This is a genomic window from Streptomyces sp. NPDC024698 (assembly GCF_055559015.1).
The window spans coordinates 100587-117918 of the sequence record NZ_JBVHLK010000014.1; the positions used below are offsets into that span (position 1 = coordinate 100587).

The window sequence follows — 17332 nt, forward strand, 5'->3', positions numbered from 1 at the left end:
AACCCGTCGCCACCGGGTGACAGTGGTCGCCGGGCAACCCGTCGCGCCGAGTGACAGTCACCGCCGGGCGGCAGCCATCGCCGGGTGACGGCCGTCAGCCCGCGCGGAGCGCCATCGTCATCGCCTCCACCGCGAGCAGCGGAGCCACATTGCGGTCGAGCGCCTCGCGGCACGCGGCGATCGCGTCGATACGGCGCAGCGTCGACTCCGGCGAGCCTCCGCGGGCCAGCCGCTCCAGGGCGTCCCCGGCGTCCGCGTTGGCGATGGCCAGGCGGGAGCCGAGCTGAAGGGCGAGGACATCGCGGTAGAAGCCGGTGAGGTCGATCAGGGCCAGATCCAGGCTGTCGCGCTGCGTACGTGTTCTTCGGCGCTTCTGCCGGTCCTCCAGCTCCTTCATGACACCCGCGGTGCCCCGGGGCATCCGGCCGCCCTGCGCCGCGCCGAGCGCCGTCTTCAGCTCCTCGGTCTCCTTGACGTCGACTTCCTCGGCGAGTTGCTTGGCGTCCTCCGCCGCCGTGTCGATCAGCTCCTGGGCCGCCTTGAGACAGCCGCCGACGTCGTCGATCCGCAGGGGGAGCTTGAGGACGGCGGCGCGGCGCTGACGGGCGCTCGGGTCCGTCGCGAGACGGCGGGCGCGCCCGATGTGGCCCTGGGTCGCGTGCGCGGCGGCCGCGGCGACCTCGGGCTCGATGCCGTCACGGCGGACCAGGATGTCGGCGACGGCCTCCACCGGAGGGGTGCGCAGCGTGAGCAGCCGGCAGCGGGAGCGGATGGTGGGCAACACGTCCTCGACGGACGGCGCGCACAGGAGCCAGACGGTGCGGGGTGCGGGCTCCTCCACGGCCTTGAGCAGGACGTTGCCCGCGCCCTCGGTGAGTCGGTCCGCGTCCTCCAGGACGATGACCTGCCAGCGGCCGCCCGCGGGGGACAGCTGGGCGCGCCGGACCAGGTCGCGGGTCTCCTTGACGCCGATGGAGAGCAGGTCGGTGCGGACGATCTCCACGTCGGCGTGGGTGCCGACCAGGCTCGTATGACAGCCGTCGCAGAATCCGCAGCCGGGGATTCCCCCGAGCGCGCGGTCGGGGCTCACGCACTGCAAGGCGGCCGCGAACGCACGCGCCGCCGTGGAGCGGCCCGAACCGGGCGGGCCCGTGAACAGCCAGGCGTGCGTCATCTTGGACGCCTCGGGAAGCGGGGTCCTCGCGGCGACGGCCGTGACGAGGGCGTCGGCGTCCCGGGCAGCGGCGGCGAGCTGCTCGCTCACCTTCTCCTGGCCCACCAGGTCGTCCCACACAGGCATGGGCTCCGCCCTTCCGTCGCACGCGCTTTGTCTCGTGTCGTCCATTGTGCGGGTCGCCACTGACAACCGGGCCCCACCGCCCGTTCGGCGGACACGACCTGGGCCCGATCGTAGGCAACCCCGGCCCGATCGCGCGCGGCCCGGGCCAGGCCCCGAGCAGCCGGCCAGGCCGTCGGTCGTCGGAGCGCGCACCGCTCCGCGGAGCGGTGACGGCCGGGGCAGGGCAATCCCCGGCCGTCAGCCGTCAGCCGTCAGCCGTCCTGGCTAGCGTCGCCGCCCGCCCCGGCCGCGTCCCGGTCCCTCGTCCCAGTCGTCCTCGTCGTCCCGCGGGCCCAGCAGTTCGTCCGCCAGGGTCGGGAGGTCGTCGAGCGGGGTCTCCTCGGCCCAGTCGGGGCGGGGCCGGCGGCGCGGGGCGCCCGTCTCGTCCACCTGCGGCAGTTCCCTCGTACGGTCGGACGGGCCCTCGGGTCCCGCCGCCGGCCGCTCGTCGCGGAAGAAGCCCCGGGGCATCCGGTCCGCGGAGGCACCGGACGGCCCGCCTGTCCTGCCGCCCGCGCCCCGGTCCCGTACCGGAGGAAGGACGGCCGTCTCGTCGGCCGCGCCCCGGCCCGGGGAGACGGGCGGCAGGACCGCCGTCTCGTCCGCCGCCCCGCCCGGAACCGGCGGCTTCGGCAGCGTGGCCGTGTCCTCGACGTCGGCGCGGGATCCCAGGCGCTTGCCCGCGCGGCGCGCGTCCGGTCGTACGGGTGGAAGCACGGCGGTCTCGTCGACCGCCGCCGGGTCGGTGACGACCGGTGTGGGCAGCGTCGTCTCGTTGTCCGGCTCCGCGGCGGTCGCGGACCACGAACGCGTGGACGCGGAACGGGAAGCGGACGGAGAAGCCGACGGCGAGGACGGGGACGCCGAGGCCTCTCCGGCGTCACGTCCCGACCGGGCGGCGGAGTCCGAACCCTTCGGGGCGCCGGTCCTCGGAGCCGTCCCTGCGCCCGGCACCGCTGCCCCGGCCGAAGCCGCCGCGGCCGCCGAAGCGGAGGCGGCCTCCGCGGCGATCCGCCGTGCCTCCTCCGCCCGCAGCAACGCCTCCTCGGCCTTCCGCTGCTTCTCCAGACGGCGTTCCTCGGCCTCGGCGCGCAGCCGCGCCTCCTCCTCGGCCTGCCTGCGTGCCCGCTCCTGCTCGGCGGCGCGTGCCTTCTCCTCGGCGAGGAGGCGGACCCGCTCCTCCTCGGCACGGCGGCGGGCCTCCTCGGCGCGCTGCCTGGCCTCCTCCGCCTGGCGCTCGGCCTCACGCCGCTGGGCCTCTTCCAGCTCGCGCTGCTTGCGCTCCTCCTCCTCGGCGCGCAGCTTCGCGAGCTGCGCCTGGCGCTCACGCTCCAGGCGCTCCTCCTCCGCCTTGCGCGCTGCCTCTTCCTCCGCCTTGCGCCGGGCTTCCTCCTCGGCCGCCCTGCGCGCCTCCTCCTGGGCCTTCACCTCGGCCTCGGACAGGGGCAGCATCACGTCGAGGCGGTGCCGTACGACCGTGGTGACGGCCTCGGGCTCCTGCGCGGCGTCGACGACCAGGTAGCGGCTCGGGTCGGCGGCGGCGAGCGTCAGGAAACCGGACCGCACGCGCGCGTGGAACTCGACCGGCTCCGACTCCAGCCGGTCGGGCGCCTCGGTGAACCGCTCGCGGGCGGCCTCGGGCGACACGTCCAGCAGAACGGTCAGATGCGGTACGAGCCCGTCCGTAGCCCAGCGGTTGATGCGGGCGATCTCCGTGGGCGACAGGTCGCGGCCCGCACCCTGGTAGGCCACGGACGAGTCGATGTAGCGGTCGGAGATGACGATGGCGCCCCGCTCCAGGGCGGGACGTACGACCGTGTCGACGTGCTCCGCGCGGTCGGCGGCGTACAGCAGGGCCTCGGCGCGGTGCGAAAGGCCCGTGGACGACACGTCGAGAAGGATCGAACGCAACCGCTTGCCGACCGGCGTGGCGCCCGGCTCACGGGTCACCACGACCTCGTGGCCCTTGGCGCGGATCCAGTCGGCGAGGGCCTGGGCCTGGGTGGACTTGCCGGCCCCGTCGCCGCCCTCCAGGGCGATGAAGAAGCCGTTCGTCGCGGGCATCTGCGCCGGGTCGTCACCGCCGCGCAGGGCGTCCAGCAGGTCCTTGCGCAGCGGCACGCCGGAACGGTCGTCGACCTTGGCGAGCACCAGGGCGGCGACGGGCAGCAGCAGCGCGCCGACCAGCATCAGGGTGAAGGCGGCGCCGCCGTGCGCAAACACGAACTTGCCGCTTTCCAGCCGGTGCGGGCCGATCGCCGCGGCCACCAGCGGCGCCACGATCGCGCCGACCGCCACGAAGACCCGTACGACCGCGTGCAGGTGCTCGGTCGTGCGGGCCCGCCGGTAGTCCTCGGTCTCCTGGTCGAGCAGGGCGTGTCCGGTGTTGGCCGCGACGCCCGCGCCGACACCGGCGAAGGCGAGGATCAGCAGCACGGTGGTGACGTCCGGGACGAGTCCCGCGGCCAGCAGCGTGATCCCGGTGAAGGCGATCGCCAGCGCGAGCAGCCTGCGCCGCGACAGCGAGGGAAGCAGCGAGGGGGCGGTGCGGATGCCCACGACGACACCACCGGTCAGGGCCAGCACCAGCAGTCCGTACAGCACCGGGCCGCCGCCCAGGTCGATGGCGTCCAGCACGGCGACGGCGACGGCCGCGGAGATCGCCCCGGCGACGGCCGCGCAGGCCGGTACCAGGAGCGGGATCGCGCCGGTGCGGCCCCTGTCCGCGGCGGTGCCCGTCTTCGGACGGCGCAGCCCTTCGAGCGGCGACCGCGCGCGCGGGGTGCGGGCGTCGGGCAGTTCGAGGAAGGTGACCACCGACAGGGAGGCCGCGAACAGTCCGGCGGCCACGTACGAGGCGAGCGCCGCCTGGTGCAGGTGGAACCAGTCGATCCCGGCGCCCAGCATGTTGCTGACCAGGGAGACGACGACCAGGGTGAGGGCCGCGAGCGGCAGCGCGACGAACGCGGTACGCAGGGACAGGCGCCGCAGCGCGTCCATGTGGTCCGGCAGCGGGCGCACGGTGGCGCCCTCCAGCGGCGGCGCGGGCAGCAGCGCGGGCGCCGCGCTCTCCCGGCAGACCGTCCAGAACCGCTCGGCGACTCCGGACACGAAGACGATGACCAGGAGGACGGCGAGCGCGTTGTCCGGGGTCCAGTCGATGAACAGGGGCGCGACGATGAGGAGCGCAGCCCGCAGGCCGTCGGCTCCGAGCATGGTCCAGCGCCGGTCGAGGGGCCCGTCGGGTGAGGTGAGCGACGTCAAGGGGCCCAGGAGCACGGCTCCGAAGAGCAGGGTCGCGAGGACACGTGCTCCGAAGACGGCCGCCACGGCGAGGGCGGCTCCGCGGACACCGCCGCCGAAGGAGCCCTCGGAGACCGCCGCCTGGAGGGCGAGGACGACCAGGACCAGCAGGGCCAGGGCGTCCGCGACACCTCCCACGAGGTGTGCGCTCCACAACCGTTTCAGCTGCGGTTGCCGCAGCAGGGCGCGGACGGCACGCTCGCGCGAATCCGCGACCAGGGCTTCGTCGGGGGCCCAGTTGTGGGCCGTTGGCTGCTCGGCTCGCGTCATCCTGCCAGCCTATCCGGACCCACTGACTCCCTGGAGGGGTGCCCGAACAAACGGACGCCCCCACACCAAATGGTGTAGGGGCTTCCGCTCTTGGCTTCCGCTCTTCACGAGGGCCTGGCGGGCGGCCCAGCGGGCGGCTCAGCCTTCCGAGGTCGCCGTCTTCTTGGCGGCGGTCTTCTTCGCGGGCGCCTTCTTGGCGGCCGTCGTCTTCGAAGCCGTCGTCTTCTTCGCGGCGGTCTTCTTGGCCGGTGCCTTCTTGGCGGGGGCCTTCTTGGCCGCCGTCTTCTTCGCGGTCTTCTTGGCCGGGCCCTTGGCGCGCTTCTCGGCGAGCAGCTCGTAGCCGCGCTCCGGCGTGATGTCCTCGACGCTGTCGTCGGAGCGCAGGGTCGCGTTGGTCTCGCCGTCGGTGACGTACGCGCCGAAGCGGCCGTCCTTGACCACGACCGGCTTCTCGCTGACCGGGTCGGTGCCCAGCTCCTTCAGCGGCGGCTTGGCGGCCGCGCGACCGCGCTGCTTGGGCTGGGAGTAGATCTCCAGCGCCTCTTCCAGCGTGATCGTGAAGAGCTGGTCCTCGGCGGTGAGCGACCGCGAGTCCGTGCCCTTCTTCAGATACGGACCGTAGCGCCCGTTCTGCGCGGTGATCTCGACGCCCTCAGCGTCGGCGCCGACGACGCGCGGCAGCGACATCAGCTTGAGGGCGTCCTCCAGCGTCACCGTGTCGAGCGCCATCGACTTGAAGAGCGAGGCGGTACGCGGCTTGACGGCGTTCTTGCCGGTCTTCGGGGTGCCCTCGGGAAGCACCTCGGTGACGTACGGGCCGTAGCGGCCGTCCCTGGCGATGATCTGGTGACCCGTCTGCGGGTCGGCGCCGAGCTCGAAGTCACCGCTCGGCTTGGCGAGCAGTTCCTCGGCGAGCTCGACCGTCAGCTCGTCCGGGGCCAGGTCCTCGGGCACGTCGGCGCGCTGGTGGTTCTCGGCGTCCTTCTCACCGCGCTCGACGTACGGGCCGTAGCGGCCGACGCGCAGCACGATGTCGTTGGCGACCGGGAAGGAGGACACCTCGCGGGCGTCGATGGCACCCAGGTCGGTGACGAGTTCCTTGAGGCCGCCCAGGTGGTCGCCGTCGCCGTTGCCGGCCTCGGCGGCGCCGGTGGCCTCGCCCTCGCCGAAGTAGAACCGCCGCAGCCACGGCACGGCCTGCGCCTCGCCGCGGGCGATGCGGTCGAGGTCGTCCTCCATCTTGGCGGTGAAGTCGTAGTCGACGAGCCGCCCGAAGTGCTTCTCCAGGAGGTTGACCACGGCGAACGACAGGAAGGAGGGCACGAGGGCCGTCCCCTTCTTGAAGACGTAACCGCGGTCGAGGATCGTGCCGATGATCGACGCGTACGTCGACGGGCGGCCGATCTCGCGCTCTTCGAGCTCCTTGACCAGGGAGGCCTCGGTGTAACGCGCCGGCGGCTTGGTGGCGTGGCCGTCGACCGTGATCTCCTCGGCGGACAGCGGGTCGCCCTCGCCGACCTGCGGCAGACGGCGCTCACGGTCGTCGAGCTCGGCGTTCGGGTCGTCGGCGCCCTCGACGTACGCCTTCAGGAAGCCGTGGAAGGTGATCGTCTTGCCGGACGCGCTGAACTCGGCGTCCCGGCCGTCGGCGGACGTGCCCGCGATCTTCACGGTGACGGAGTTGCCGACCGCGTCCTTCATCTGCGAGGCGACGGTCCGCTTCCAGATCAGCTCGTACAGCCTGAACTGGTCGCCGGTCAGCCCCGTCTCGGCGGGGGTGCGGAAACGATCACCCGAGGGGCGGATCGCCTCGTGCGCCTCCTGCGCGTTCTTGACCTTTCCGGCGTACGTACGCGGCTGCGCCGGCAGGTAGTCGGCGCCGTACAGCTGGGTAACCTGGGCGCGGGCGGCCGTGATGGCCGTGTCCGACAGGGTCGTGGAGTCCGTACGCATATAGGTGATGAAGCCGTTCTCATACAGCTTCTGCGCCACCTGCATGGTCGCCTTCGCACCGAAGCCGAGCTTGCGCGAGGCCTCCTGCTGGAGCGTCGTCGTACGGAACGGCGCGTACGGCGAGCGGCGGTAGGGCTTGGACTCGACCGAACGGACCGCGAAGTTCGTGTCCGTCAGGGCGGCGGCGAGCGCTCGGGCGCCCGTCTCGTCCAGGTGGAGCGTGTTCGCACCCTTGATCTGGCCGAGCGAGTCGAAGTCGCGGCCCTGGGCGACGCGCTTGCCGTCTACCGAGCTCAGCCGGGCGACGAGGGTGGACGGGTCGCTCGCGTCACCGGTACGGCCGGTGCCGAAGGTGCCGGTCAGGTCCCAGTACTCGGCGGAGCGGAAGGCGATGCGCTCGCGCTCCCGCTCGACGACGAGACGGGTCGCCACGGACTGGACACGGCCCGCCGACAGCCTCGGCATGACCTTCTTCCACAGGACCGGCGAGACCTCGTAGCCGTAGAGGCGGTCGAGGATGCGGCGGGTCTCCTGCGCGTCGACCATGCGCTTGTTCAGCTCGCGCGGGTTGGCGACGGCGCTGCGGATCGCGTCCTTGGTGATCTCGTGGAAGACCATCCGGTGGACGGGAACCTTGGGCTTCAGGACCTCCAGGAGGTGCCACGCGATGGCCTCGCCCTCGCGGTCCTCATCGGTGGCGAGGAAGAGCTCGTCGGAATCCTTCAGCAGGTCCTTGAGCTTCTTGACCTGGGCCTTCTTATCGGCGTTGACCACATAGATCGGCTGGAAGTCGTGTTCGACGTCCACACCGAGGCGGCGGACCTCACCCGTGTACTTCTCCGGCACCTCGGCGGCGCCGTTGGGAAGGTCGCGGATGTGCCCGACGCTCGCTTCGACGACATAGCCGGGGCCGAGGTAGCCCTTGATCGTCTTCGCCTTGGCAGGCGACTCGACGATGACGAGTCGGCGGCCGCCGTGTGCGGTGTCGCTGGTCGGGGACAACTTCGCTCTTCTCTCCGGTCGACGCGGAATCTCCTCGGGGCTTGGCTCCCGAGGGGTCGGGTCATGCTGACGCTGCGGAGTGTGACGGTACATCCCGCCCCCGTGTCAAACGGGAAAAGCCCGCAACGGCCACTCGAACGGTAACCCGACTACCGCCATTCCTGCCGCCCGGAGTGTCGACCTGCCCTTCCCGGCCTATCCGGAGGGTAACTTCCCAGTTACCCGGGCCGCGGTCCTCCCGCACGGTCTCACAGGCGCGTGAAGCACCACACCCCGAGCGCCAGGGCCCCGCTTCCGGCGACGCCCGCGAGGGTCGCCGATGCGACACGGCTCACACCGTGGGCGACCGGCTCGCCGTGGCGCACCCGGACCACCGTCCAGGCCAGGATTCCGCCTCCGAACAGGGCGAACACCATCCCCGCGAAGATCGCCGGCCCGCTTTCCATGGCTCTTTCCTTTCACACCGAGTTCTCAGGCTCGGGAGGCTGACACGCCCCGGCAGCCGGGGCACGAACCCACGGTGAACGCCGGGCGACCGGCACCCCATGGGGCACCCACACCGCTCCCGGCGTCACGGTCCGCCCTCCCTCTCCTCACGCTCCGGCGCGGCCTCCGGTGCCGCCGACTGTGGCGAATCCGTCGTTCCGGTCCGCCTCGACACCGCGCCTCCGTGCCACGCCGCGGGCTGTGGACGGTGACGGCGGTGATGTTGGCCGGTTTACTCTCCCCCGCCCCCGCCCCTCCTCTGCCCCACCCCGCGTCTGCGGCTACTCGACCGGCTCCAGGAAGCCCTGCTCGACCAGCAGGCGGATCTGCGCCGGCGTCCGGTCCCGCAGCAACACCGGATCCTCGCCGACCAGTTGGGCGATGGCGTCGAGGATCCGCCCCGCACTGAGCGTGCCGTCGCACACACCGGCGAAGCCCGCGCCGACCGTGTCCACCTTGGTGGCCCGGCGCATGCCCCGGTGCTGACGCAGCACCACGTGCTCCGGGTCCTCGGCGCCGGGCAGCCCGACCTGCTCCTGCACGACCTCCGCCACGAGTCTGAAGTGGCCGGCGAGCAGACCGGCGTCGTCGTGCCGCCTGAGATAGTCGATCCGTTCGAAGTGCTCACGCACGGCGTCGCCGAGCGGCTGCTCGACGGAGTGCGGCCACTCCTCGACGTTGATCGAGGGCTCGGCCGCCGCCGTTCTGCGCAGCGTGATCCATCCGAAGCCGACGGCCTTCACCTTGCGGGCCTCGAACTCGTCGAGCCACGCGTCGTACCGCGCCTGGTAGTCGGCCGGGTCGGCCCGGTGGTCGCCCGAGTCGCGCAGCCACAACTCCGCGTACTGCGTGACGTCCTGCACCTCGCGCTGCACGATCCACGCGTCACAGCCACGCGGCACCCAGGACCGCAGCCGGTCCTGCCAGTCCTCGCCCTCCACGTGCTGCCAGTTGGCGAGGAACTGGGCGTACCCCCCGTCGTTCAGCCGGTCCCCTGCCTCCTGAACGAGCGTGCGGCACAGATCGTCCCCGCCCATTCCGCCGTCGCGGTACGTCAGCCGGGCGGCCGGCGAGATCACGAAGGGCGGGTTCGAGACGATCAGGTCGTACGTCTCGTCGGCGCGGACCGGCTCGAAGAGGGAGCCCTGGCGCAGGTCGGCGGCAGGGGCGCCGGAGAGCGCCAGGGTGAGCGCGGTGATGTGCAGGGCACGGGGGTTCAGGTCGGTCGCCGTCACGCGGGTGGCGTGCTGCGCGATGTGCAGGGCCTGGATCCCGGAGCCGGTGCCTAGGTCGAGCGCGGAGTCGACGGGTGTGCGGACGGTGATGCCTGCGAGCGTCGTGGAGGCGCCTCCCACCCCGAGGACGACTCCTTCCTCCCGGCTGCCGATGCCGCCCGCGCCGCCGACCGCGCATCCGAGGTCGGACACGATGAACCAGTCCTCGCCGTCGGGTCCGCCGTAGGGCCGGATGTCGACGCTCGCGGCCACCTCGTCCCCGCCCGTCCGGGTCAGCCAGCCGCCCTCCAGGGCGTCCTCGACGGGCAGCACGTCCGCCGCACGCGGATACGGAACGGGCTGTTGCAGCAGGAACAGCCGCACGAGCGTCTCCAGCGGCGTGTCCCCGCGGGTCGCCCGGAGGGCGGGCACGGTCTCGCTGCGCGCCAGCGCGGCGTACGCGGGGGCTCCGAGCAGGTCGAGGAGGCCGTCCGCGGTGAAGGAGGCGTCGAGCAGGGCGGCGCGCAGCCGGGCGGCGGTGTCGGCTCGGTCGGGCGAGGGCAAGGGTGACAGGCTGGTGTGACTCACGCCTCCCATTGTGTCCGCTATCGCCCCGGGGCACCCACCCCTGTGGACAGAGGCTCGCCTGTGGACAACGGGGGCGGCACGGGTCTCACGTGCGACGCAGGCCGAGAGCCCGGCGCGCCTGCGCACCGAGCTCTCCTGCTGTCGTGCTGTCGTGCTGTCCTGCTGTGGATCTCAGCCGTTGGCCGCCCCCGCGGACCCGGACGCCGCCTTGCAGCTCTCCTGCTGCGCCATCGCCTTGCCCACGTCGCCCTCCTCCAGCTGCTTCAGGGCGTCGCTGCCGCTCTGGCTCAGCTTGCCGAGCTGGGTCGCGATGCCCTTGAGTCCCTCGGCGAACTTGGCCTGGTCCTTGGTGTCGAGCTTGGCGACCTGTGTCTTCAGGGTGGCGTACGAGGAGGCGATGCCGTTGAGCTCCTTGACCGCGTTGGTCTGCTTCGTCTTGCCGCCCTCGACGTCCGGCGGTCCCGCGTTGTCCACGGCGGTGCCGATCGCCTTGTACGCGTCGGACATGTCCTGGAAGGCCTGTGCGTCGGTCTTCTGGACGGCATCCGGCGTGCTGTTGTCCGAGGTCTGCTTCTGGATCGCGGCGTTCGCGTCCTCGATCTTCTGCGCCTGCGGTTTCACCGCGTCGCAGACCTGCTTGGCCCAGGAGTTCAGCTTGTCGTTGCCGCTGCCGCCGCTGCTGCCGCATCCCGACAGCGCGAGCACCAGTACCGCACCGCCGGACAGTGCGGCCGCGAGCTTCTTGTTCACCGGTTTGGTCCCTTCCATGGCTCTCGGCCCCGGAACATACACGCCATGGGGGAGACACCCGTATGACGAATGTCCAGTACGACACCTTTTGAAGCCATTTGCACCAAGCGAGAGAAGGCTCACGAAGACGGCGTGAACAGACACAGGGCGGGCGTACGGCACATCAACACGTGCCGTACGCCCGCCCGTTGGTCCGCGTCCGACCGGGCACGGACTCCGTGCCCGGTCGGACGCGGAACCTGTGAGTTACGAAACCACCGCAGGATCGGCCGACTTGGCGATCCCTTCGTCCTTGTCCTCCTCGTCGCCCATGACGATCCCGCGCCGCTTGGAGATGTACACGGCGCCCACGATCACGATGAGCGCGAGGATGGCGATGAACACCCGCACACCGACGCTCTTGTCGTCGCCGTACGAGAATTTGACGATCGCCGGAGCGATCAGCAGGGACACCAGGTTCATGACCTTCAGCAGCGGGTTGATCGCGGGGCCCGCAGTGTCCTTGAACGGATCACCGATCGTGTCCCCGATCACCGTCGCCTCATGGGCCTCGCTCCCCTTGCCGCCGTGGTGGCCGTCCTCGACGAGCTTCTTGGCGTTGTCCCACGCGCCACCGGAGTTGGCGAGGAACACCGCCATCAGCGTGCCGGTGCCGATGGCCCCCGCAAGGAACGAACCGAGCGCGCCGACACCGAGCGTGAACCCGATCGCGATCGGCGTGAGCACCGCGAGCAGACCCGGTGTCGCGAGTTCGCGCAACGCGTCCTTGGTGCAGATGTCGACGACTTTCCCGTACTCGGGTTTCTCGGAGTAGTCCATGATCCCCGGGTGCTCGCGGAACTGCCGGCGCACCTCGTAGACCACCGCTCCGGCGGACCGCGACACCGCGTTGATCGCCAGCCCCGAGAAGAGGAAGACGACCGCGGCTCCCGCGATGAGACCCACCAGGTTGTTGGGCTGCGAGATGTCCATCATCAGGTTCATCGGCGCGCCCGCTCCCGAGACCTTCTCGCCCACGTCGCTCGCCGCCGTGGTGATCGCGTCACGGTACGAGCCGAAGAGGGCCGAGGCCGCGAGGACGGCGGTGGCGATGGCGATGCCCTTGGTGATGGCCTTGGTGGTGTTGCCGACGGCGTCCAGGTCGGTGAGCACCTGCGCTCCCGCGCCCTCGACGTCGCCGGACATCTCGGCGATGCCCTGCGCGTTGTCGGAGACGGGACCGAAGGTGTCCATCGCGACGATGACACCGACCGTGGTGAGCAGGCCCGTTCCGGCGAGCGCCACGGCGAACAGCGCCAGCATGATCGACGTACCGCCCAGCAGGAAGGCCCCGTACACGGCGAGACCGATCAACAGGGCGGTGTAGACGGCTGATTCGAGACCGATGGAGATGCCGGCGAGGACGACGGTGGCCGCGCCGGTGAGGGAACTCTTGCCGATGTCCCGGACGGGACGGCGGCTGGTCTCGGTGAAGTAGCCGGTCAACTGCTGGATGAGCGCGGCCAGGACGATGCCGATCGCGACGGCGACGAGTGCGAGGATCCGCGGGTCGCCGCCCTTGGCCTTGATCGCCGCGTCGGTGACCCCGTCGAGTTCGGCGTAGGTGCCCGGGAGGTAGACGAAGACGGCGAGCGCGACCAGGACGACCGAGACCGCCGCGGACACGAAGAACCCGCGGTTGATCGCGGACATACCGCTGCGGTCGGTGTGGCGGGGTGCCACCGCGAAGATGCCGATCATCGCGGTGATCACGCCGATCGCGGGCACGATCAGCGGGAACGCGAGCCCAAAGTCGCCGAACGCCACCTTCCCGAGGATCAGCGCGGCGACGAGCGTGACGGCGTACGACTCGAAGAGGTCCGCGGCCATCCCGGCGCAGTCGCCCACGTTGTCGCCCACGTTGTCGGCGATGGTCGCGGCGTTGCGCGGGTCGTCCTCCGGAATGCCCTGCTCGACCTTGCCGACCAGGTCGGCGCCGACGTCGGCGGCCTTGGTGAAGATGCCGCCGCCGACACGCATGAACATGGCGATCAGTGCCGCGCCGAGACCGAAGCCCTCAAGGACCTTCGGCGCGTCGGCCGCGTAGACGAGCACCACACAGGAGGCGCCCAGCAGACCGAGCCCCACCGTGAACATGCCGACGACGCCACCGGTGCGGAAAGCGATCTTCATGGCTTTGTGCGAGACGGCGGTGAGATCCCTTTCGGGCTCACCCTCCGCCGGAGTCGCCTCCCTTGCCGCGGCGGCCACGCGGACATTGCTCCGTACGGCGAGCCACATACCGATGTAGCCGGTGGTCGCCGAGAACGCCGCGCCGATCAAGAAGAAGATCGACCGTCCGGCGCGCTGATTCCAGTCGTCCGCGGGAAGCAGCATGAGCAGGAAGAACACCACGGCGGCGAATACGCCGAGCGTGCGCATCTGACGGCCCAGGTAGGCATTCGCGCCTTCCTGGATCGCCTTCGCGATCTCCTTCATGCTGTCGGTGCCCTCGCCGGCCGCGAGAACCTGGCGCACCAGGATCCCTGCGACCACGAGCGCCGCCACGGCGACGACGGCGACGACCGTCACGATGAGACGGTTGCCGTCCGTCAGAACCGCGGCTGCGAGGGTTGTGGGGTGGTCAAACTGATGAGGGGTAGAAAGCCCCGCCATTCGTCCTCCTTGACGCTTGGGCTGAGCTCAAGATGTGGACGGATTCTAGGTACCGGAACCTGATCAAAACAGTACGCGGTAAGCGGAATTAGCCTTCACTTGTTCTTCGTCGAATGATCGACAGGCATCCATGGGCCCAAATGCAGTAATGCCCCAGACACATTGACGCTTGATCCAATGATCGCGCCATCGATCGTGAATCAATTCACGAAACGCCGTGCGTGATCACCATTTGGACGAGTCCGTGTTCCCGGACATGCCGAAGGGCCCCACCGAGTAGGGCCCTTCGGGACAAATAAAGAGAGGCTGGTGTCAGGAAAGAGCCACGGCCGGCGGCGTGGTGGGCCAGCTCATCCTGATCAATCCGCCGTTCTCTCCGGCGATGACTTCCACGTCGTCGACGAGGCCGCTGATGACCGCGAGGCCCATCTCGTCCTCCTCGGCCTCCGTGTCCGAACCGTCCGGGGCGGCGCCGGACGCCGCCCCACCGGGCACGGAACCCGGTGACTCGTCGCCGACCTCGATGGAGAACTGCTTCTCCTCCTCGATCAGCGTCACATGCACCGGCGCCGAGATACCGCCGCTCTGATGCAGTCCGACGGCACGAGTGCAGGCCTCACCGACGGCGAGCCTGACCTCGTCGAGGACGGCCTCGTCCACTCCGGCCCTGCGCGCCACCGCTGCCGCCACCAGTCGGGCGGTCCTGACGTGCTCGGGCAGCGCGCTGAAGCGGAGTTCAACGGTGGCCATGCATCCCCCTCTGAACTACGGGCGTGCTGTCTGGGGGCCGGGCCGTGGGCCCGGTCCCCGATGTCGTGCGATACCGGGCCCACGGACCCGGGAGACCGGCCGTCAGTCGGTCGCGTTGACCGCCTCGTCCACCGAGGTGTGAATCGGGAACACCTTGGTGAGGCCGGTAATACGGAAGATCTTCAGAATGCGCTCCTGGTTGCACACCAGACGCAGCGAGCCCTCATGGGCCCGGACGCGCTTCAGGCCGCCCACCAGCACGCCGAGACCGGTGGAGTCGAGGAAGTCGACGCCCTCCATGTCGACGACGAGGTGGAAACTGCCGTCGTTCACCAGCTCGACCAGCTGCTCACGCAGCTTGGGCGCGGTATATACATCGATTTCGCCGCCGACCTCGACGACCGTACGGTCGCCGTTGGGGCCGGACACATTGCGAGTCGACAGGGACAGGTCCACGGATCCTCCAGCACCTTGCTATCGAGCGGTCGCCCCATGGGACACCTCGGCAGAGCCCCCGGGACGGTTCGCCAGCCGCGATGGCATTCAATCACTTACCGGCAGGCGTGCACGACGCCTTGGGCCCATTGTCCGTCACGCCAGTGACACACTCGATGCCGATGGCCAAGAATCACCGATCCGATCGATCCTCGGCGGACACCGCGTACCGCCCCTCGCCGAGCACAGTCCTGGACCGGCTCGCCTCGGGGCCGAGCCGGGCTTCGCGCATCACTCATACGGAGCACTTGCCCCCGCGAGCGGGTCGCCATGCCGTCTGGCCCGACCGGATCCGTTCCGAGGTCATCGCCGCCGTACAGGCCGCGGGCATCGAGCACCCTTGGGCCCACCAGGCCCAGGTCGCCGAGCACGCCCTGGACGGCGAGTCGGTGATCGTCGCCACCGGCACCGCCTCCGGCAAGTCCCTGGCGTACCTCGCCCCGGTCCTCACGGCCCTCCTGGAGGGCTCCGAGACCCCGAACGGCCGGGGCGCCACCGCTCTCTACCTGGCCCCCACCAAGGCCCTGGCCGCCGACCAGCGCCGCACGGTGAAGGAACTTTCACAACCACTGGGCCATGCCGTACGCCCGGCCGTGTACGACGGCGACACGCCCTTCGAGGAACGCGAGTGGGTACGCCAGTACGCCAACTACGTCCTGACCAACCCCGACATGCTGCACCGCGGGATATTGCCCTCCCACCCCCGCTGGTCCTCCTTCCTGCGCGCCCTGCGCTACGTCGTCATCGACGAGTGCCACACCTACCGCGGTGTCTTCGGCTCCCACGTCGCCCAGGTACTGCGCCGTCTGCGCCGCCTCTGCGCCCGCTACGGCGCCTCTCCCGTCTTCCTGCTGGCCTCCGCGACCGCGGCGGAAGCCTCCGTCGCGGCGCGCCGCCTGACCGGCCTCCCCGTCGTGGAGGTGGCCGACGACGCCTCCCCACGAGGGGAACTCGTGTTCGCCCTGTGGGAGCCCCCGCTCACCGAGCTGCGCGGTGAGAAAGGTGCACCCGTACGGCGTACCGCCACCGCCGAAACAGCCGATCTGCTGACCGACCTCACCGTCCAGGGCATGCGCTCGATCTCCTTCGTACGGTCCCGGCGTGGCGCCGAGCTGGTCGCGGTCATCGCCCAGGAACGCCTCGCCGAGATCGACCGCTCCCTGGCCCGGCGCGTCGCCGCCTACCGCGGCGGCTACCTCCCCGAGGAACGCCGTGCCCTGGAGAGCGCCCTGCACTCCGGGGAACTCCTCGGTCTGGCCGCCACCACCGCCCTCGAACTCGGCGTCGACATCTCCGGCCTCGACGCCGTCGTCATCTCCGGTTACCCGGGCACCCGCGCCTCCCTCTGGCAGCAGGCCGGCCGCGCGGGCCGCTCGGGGGAGGGCGCGCTGGCGATCCTGGTCGCCCGCGACGACCCGCTGGACACCTTCCTCGTCCATCACCCCGAGGCCCTGTTCGACCAACCGGTGGAATCCACGGTCCTCGACCCGGACAACCCCTACGTCCTGGCCCCGCACCTGTGCGCCGCCGCCTCCGAGATCCCGCTCACCGACGAGGACCTGGAACTCTTCGGCCCTGCCGCCGCCGGACTGCTGCCGCAGCTGGAGGCCGCGAAGCTGCTGCGCCGCCGGGCCACGGCCTGGCACTGGACCCGCCGGGAGCGGGCCGCCGACCTGACCGACATCCGCGGGGGCGGCGGCAGCCCGGTGCAGGTCGTCGAGGCCGGGACCGGCCGCCTGCTCGGCACGGTCGACGAGGGCGCCGCGCACACGGCGGTCCACGAGGGCGCGGTCCATCTGCACCAGGGCCGTACGTACCTGGTGCGCAAGCTGGACCTGGAGGACTCCGTCGCGCTGGTCGAGGAGGCCAGCCCGCCGTATTCGACGGTCGCCCGCGACACCACCGCCATCGCCGTCCTGGAGACCGACGTCGAAGTCCCCTGGGGCGACGGCCGCTTGTGCTACGGCTCGGTCGAAGTCACCAACCAGGTCGTCTCCTTCCTGCGCCGGCGTGTCATCACCGGTGAAGTGCTGGGTGAGACCAAGCTCGACCTTCCTCCTCGTACGCTCCGCACCCGTGCCGTCTGGTGGACGGTCACCGAGGACCAGCTGGACGCGGCCCGGATCAACCCGGAGATCCTCGGCGGCACCCTGCACGCCGCCGAGCACGCGTCGATCGGCATGCTGCCGCTGTTCGCCACCTGCGACCGCTGGGACATCGGCGGCGTCTCCGTCCCCCTCCACCCGGACACGCTCCTGCCCACCGTCTTCGTGTACGACGGCCACCCGGGCGGCGCCGGATTCGCCGAGCGCGCCTTCCACACGGCCCGCTCCTGGCTCACGGCCACCCGTCAGGCCATCGCCTCGTGCGAGTGCGAGGCCGGCTGCCCCTCCTGCATCCAGTCCCCCAAATGCGGTAACGGCAACGATCCACTCCACAAGCGAGGCGCCGTACGCCTCCTCACGGAACTGCTCCGGACGGCACCCGAAGAGCCGGACGGGGAGAAGTCAGGGCCGGACGGGTGAGG

Annotated in this window: 10 protein-coding genes; 1 reads left to right on the forward strand and 9 read right to left on the reverse strand. The window is 70.9% G+C overall.

The window, feature by feature from the left end; genetic code table 11:
* Positions 1–94: 94 nt before the first annotated feature.
* The 9 genes from ACZ4AA_RS26815 to bldG form a co-directional block, all read right to left on the reverse strand.
* The gene (locus tag ACZ4AA_RS26815) at positions 95–1300 is read right to left on the reverse strand and encodes a DNA polymerase III subunit delta' (RefSeq protein WP_467608060.1); all 1206 of its coding nucleotides are present in this window, start codon (positions 1298–1300) and stop codon (positions 95–97) included.
* Positions 1301–1564: 264 nt separating this feature from the next.
* On the reverse strand, positions 1565–4912 hold the full coding sequence (gene tmk, locus ACZ4AA_RS26820) for a dTMP kinase (protein WP_467608063.1): 3348 nt from the start codon (positions 4910–4912) through the stop codon (positions 1565–1567).
* 138 nt (positions 4913–5050) lie between these two features.
* Positions 5051–7867: a type I DNA topoisomerase gene (gene topA / locus ACZ4AA_RS26825; protein WP_467608068.1), complete on the reverse strand. Its 2817-nt coding sequence runs from the start codon at positions 7865–7867 to the stop codon at positions 5051–5053.
* A gap of 248 nt (positions 7868–8115) precedes the next feature.
* Positions 8116–8313 (reverse strand): hypothetical protein, encoded by a 198-nt coding sequence (locus tag ACZ4AA_RS26830; protein ID WP_467608070.1) that lies wholly within the window; start codon positions 8311–8313, stop codon positions 8116–8118.
* Between the two features lie 321 nt (positions 8314–8634).
* Positions 8635–10164, reverse strand: a complete 1530-nt coding sequence (locus tag ACZ4AA_RS26835) for a DUF7059 domain-containing protein (RefSeq protein WP_467608073.1) — start codon at positions 10162–10164, stop codon at positions 8635–8637.
* Positions 10165–10326: 162 nt separating this feature from the next.
* Positions 10327–10923: a small secreted protein gene (locus ACZ4AA_RS26840; protein ID WP_467608075.1), complete on the reverse strand. Its 597-nt coding sequence runs from the start codon at positions 10921–10923 to the stop codon at positions 10327–10329.
* A gap of 228 nt (positions 10924–11151) precedes the next feature.
* Positions 11152–13560, reverse strand: coding sequence for a sodium-translocating pyrophosphatase (locus ACZ4AA_RS26845; RefSeq protein ID WP_467608080.1), 2409 nt, complete (start codon positions 13558–13560; stop codon positions 11152–11154).
* Between the two features lie 312 nt (positions 13561–13872).
* A complete protein-coding gene (locus ACZ4AA_RS26850; RefSeq protein WP_467608084.1) occupies positions 13873–14310 on the reverse strand; it encodes an ATP-binding protein in 438 nt (145 codons plus the stop codon).
* Positions 14311–14412: 102 nt separating this feature from the next.
* Positions 14413–14766, reverse strand: coding sequence for an anti-sigma factor antagonist BldG (gene bldG / locus ACZ4AA_RS26855; RefSeq protein WP_037625427.1), 354 nt, complete (start codon positions 14764–14766; stop codon positions 14413–14415).
* 80 nt (positions 14767–14846) lie between these two features.
* Here bldG and ACZ4AA_RS26860 point away from each other — a divergent pair, with 80 nt between their 5' ends.
* Positions 14847–17330, forward strand: a complete 2484-nt coding sequence (locus ACZ4AA_RS26860) for a DEAD/DEAH box helicase (RefSeq protein ID WP_467608093.1) — start codon at positions 14847–14849, stop codon at positions 17328–17330.
* The last annotated feature ends 2 nt before the right edge of the window (positions 17331–17332 follow it).

Excerpts from the sequence above, each read along its gene's own strand:
- ACZ4AA_RS26815 (WP_467608060.1), bottom strand. The coding sequence starts at position 1,300 with ATGCCTGTGTGGGACGACCTGGTGGGCCAGGAGAAGGTGAGCGAGCAG.
- tmk (WP_467608063.1), bottom strand. The coding sequence starts at position 4,912 with ATGACGCGAGCCGAGCAGCCAACGGCCCACAACTGGGCCCCCGACGAA.
- ACZ4AA_RS26830 (WP_467608070.1), bottom strand. The coding sequence starts at position 8,313 with ATGGAAAGCGGGCCGGCGATCTTCGCGGGGATGGTGTTCGCCCTGTTC.
- ACZ4AA_RS26835 (WP_467608073.1), bottom strand. The coding sequence starts at position 10,164 with ATGGGAGGCGTGAGTCACACCAGCCTGTCACCCTTGCCCTCGCCCGAC.
- ACZ4AA_RS26840 (WP_467608075.1), bottom strand. The coding sequence starts at position 10,923 with ATGGAAGGGACCAAACCGGTGAACAAGAAGCTCGCGGCCGCACTGTCC.
- ACZ4AA_RS26845 (WP_467608080.1), bottom strand. The coding sequence starts at position 13,560 with ATGGCGGGGCTTTCTACCCCTCATCAGTTTGACCACCCCACAACCCTC.
- ACZ4AA_RS26850 (WP_467608084.1), bottom strand. The coding sequence starts at position 14,310 with ATGGCCACCGTTGAACTCCGCTTCAGCGCGCTGCCCGAGCACGTCAGG.
- ACZ4AA_RS26860 (WP_467608093.1), top strand. The coding sequence starts at position 14,847 with ATGGCATTCAATCACTTACCGGCAGGCGTGCACGACGCCTTGGGCCCA.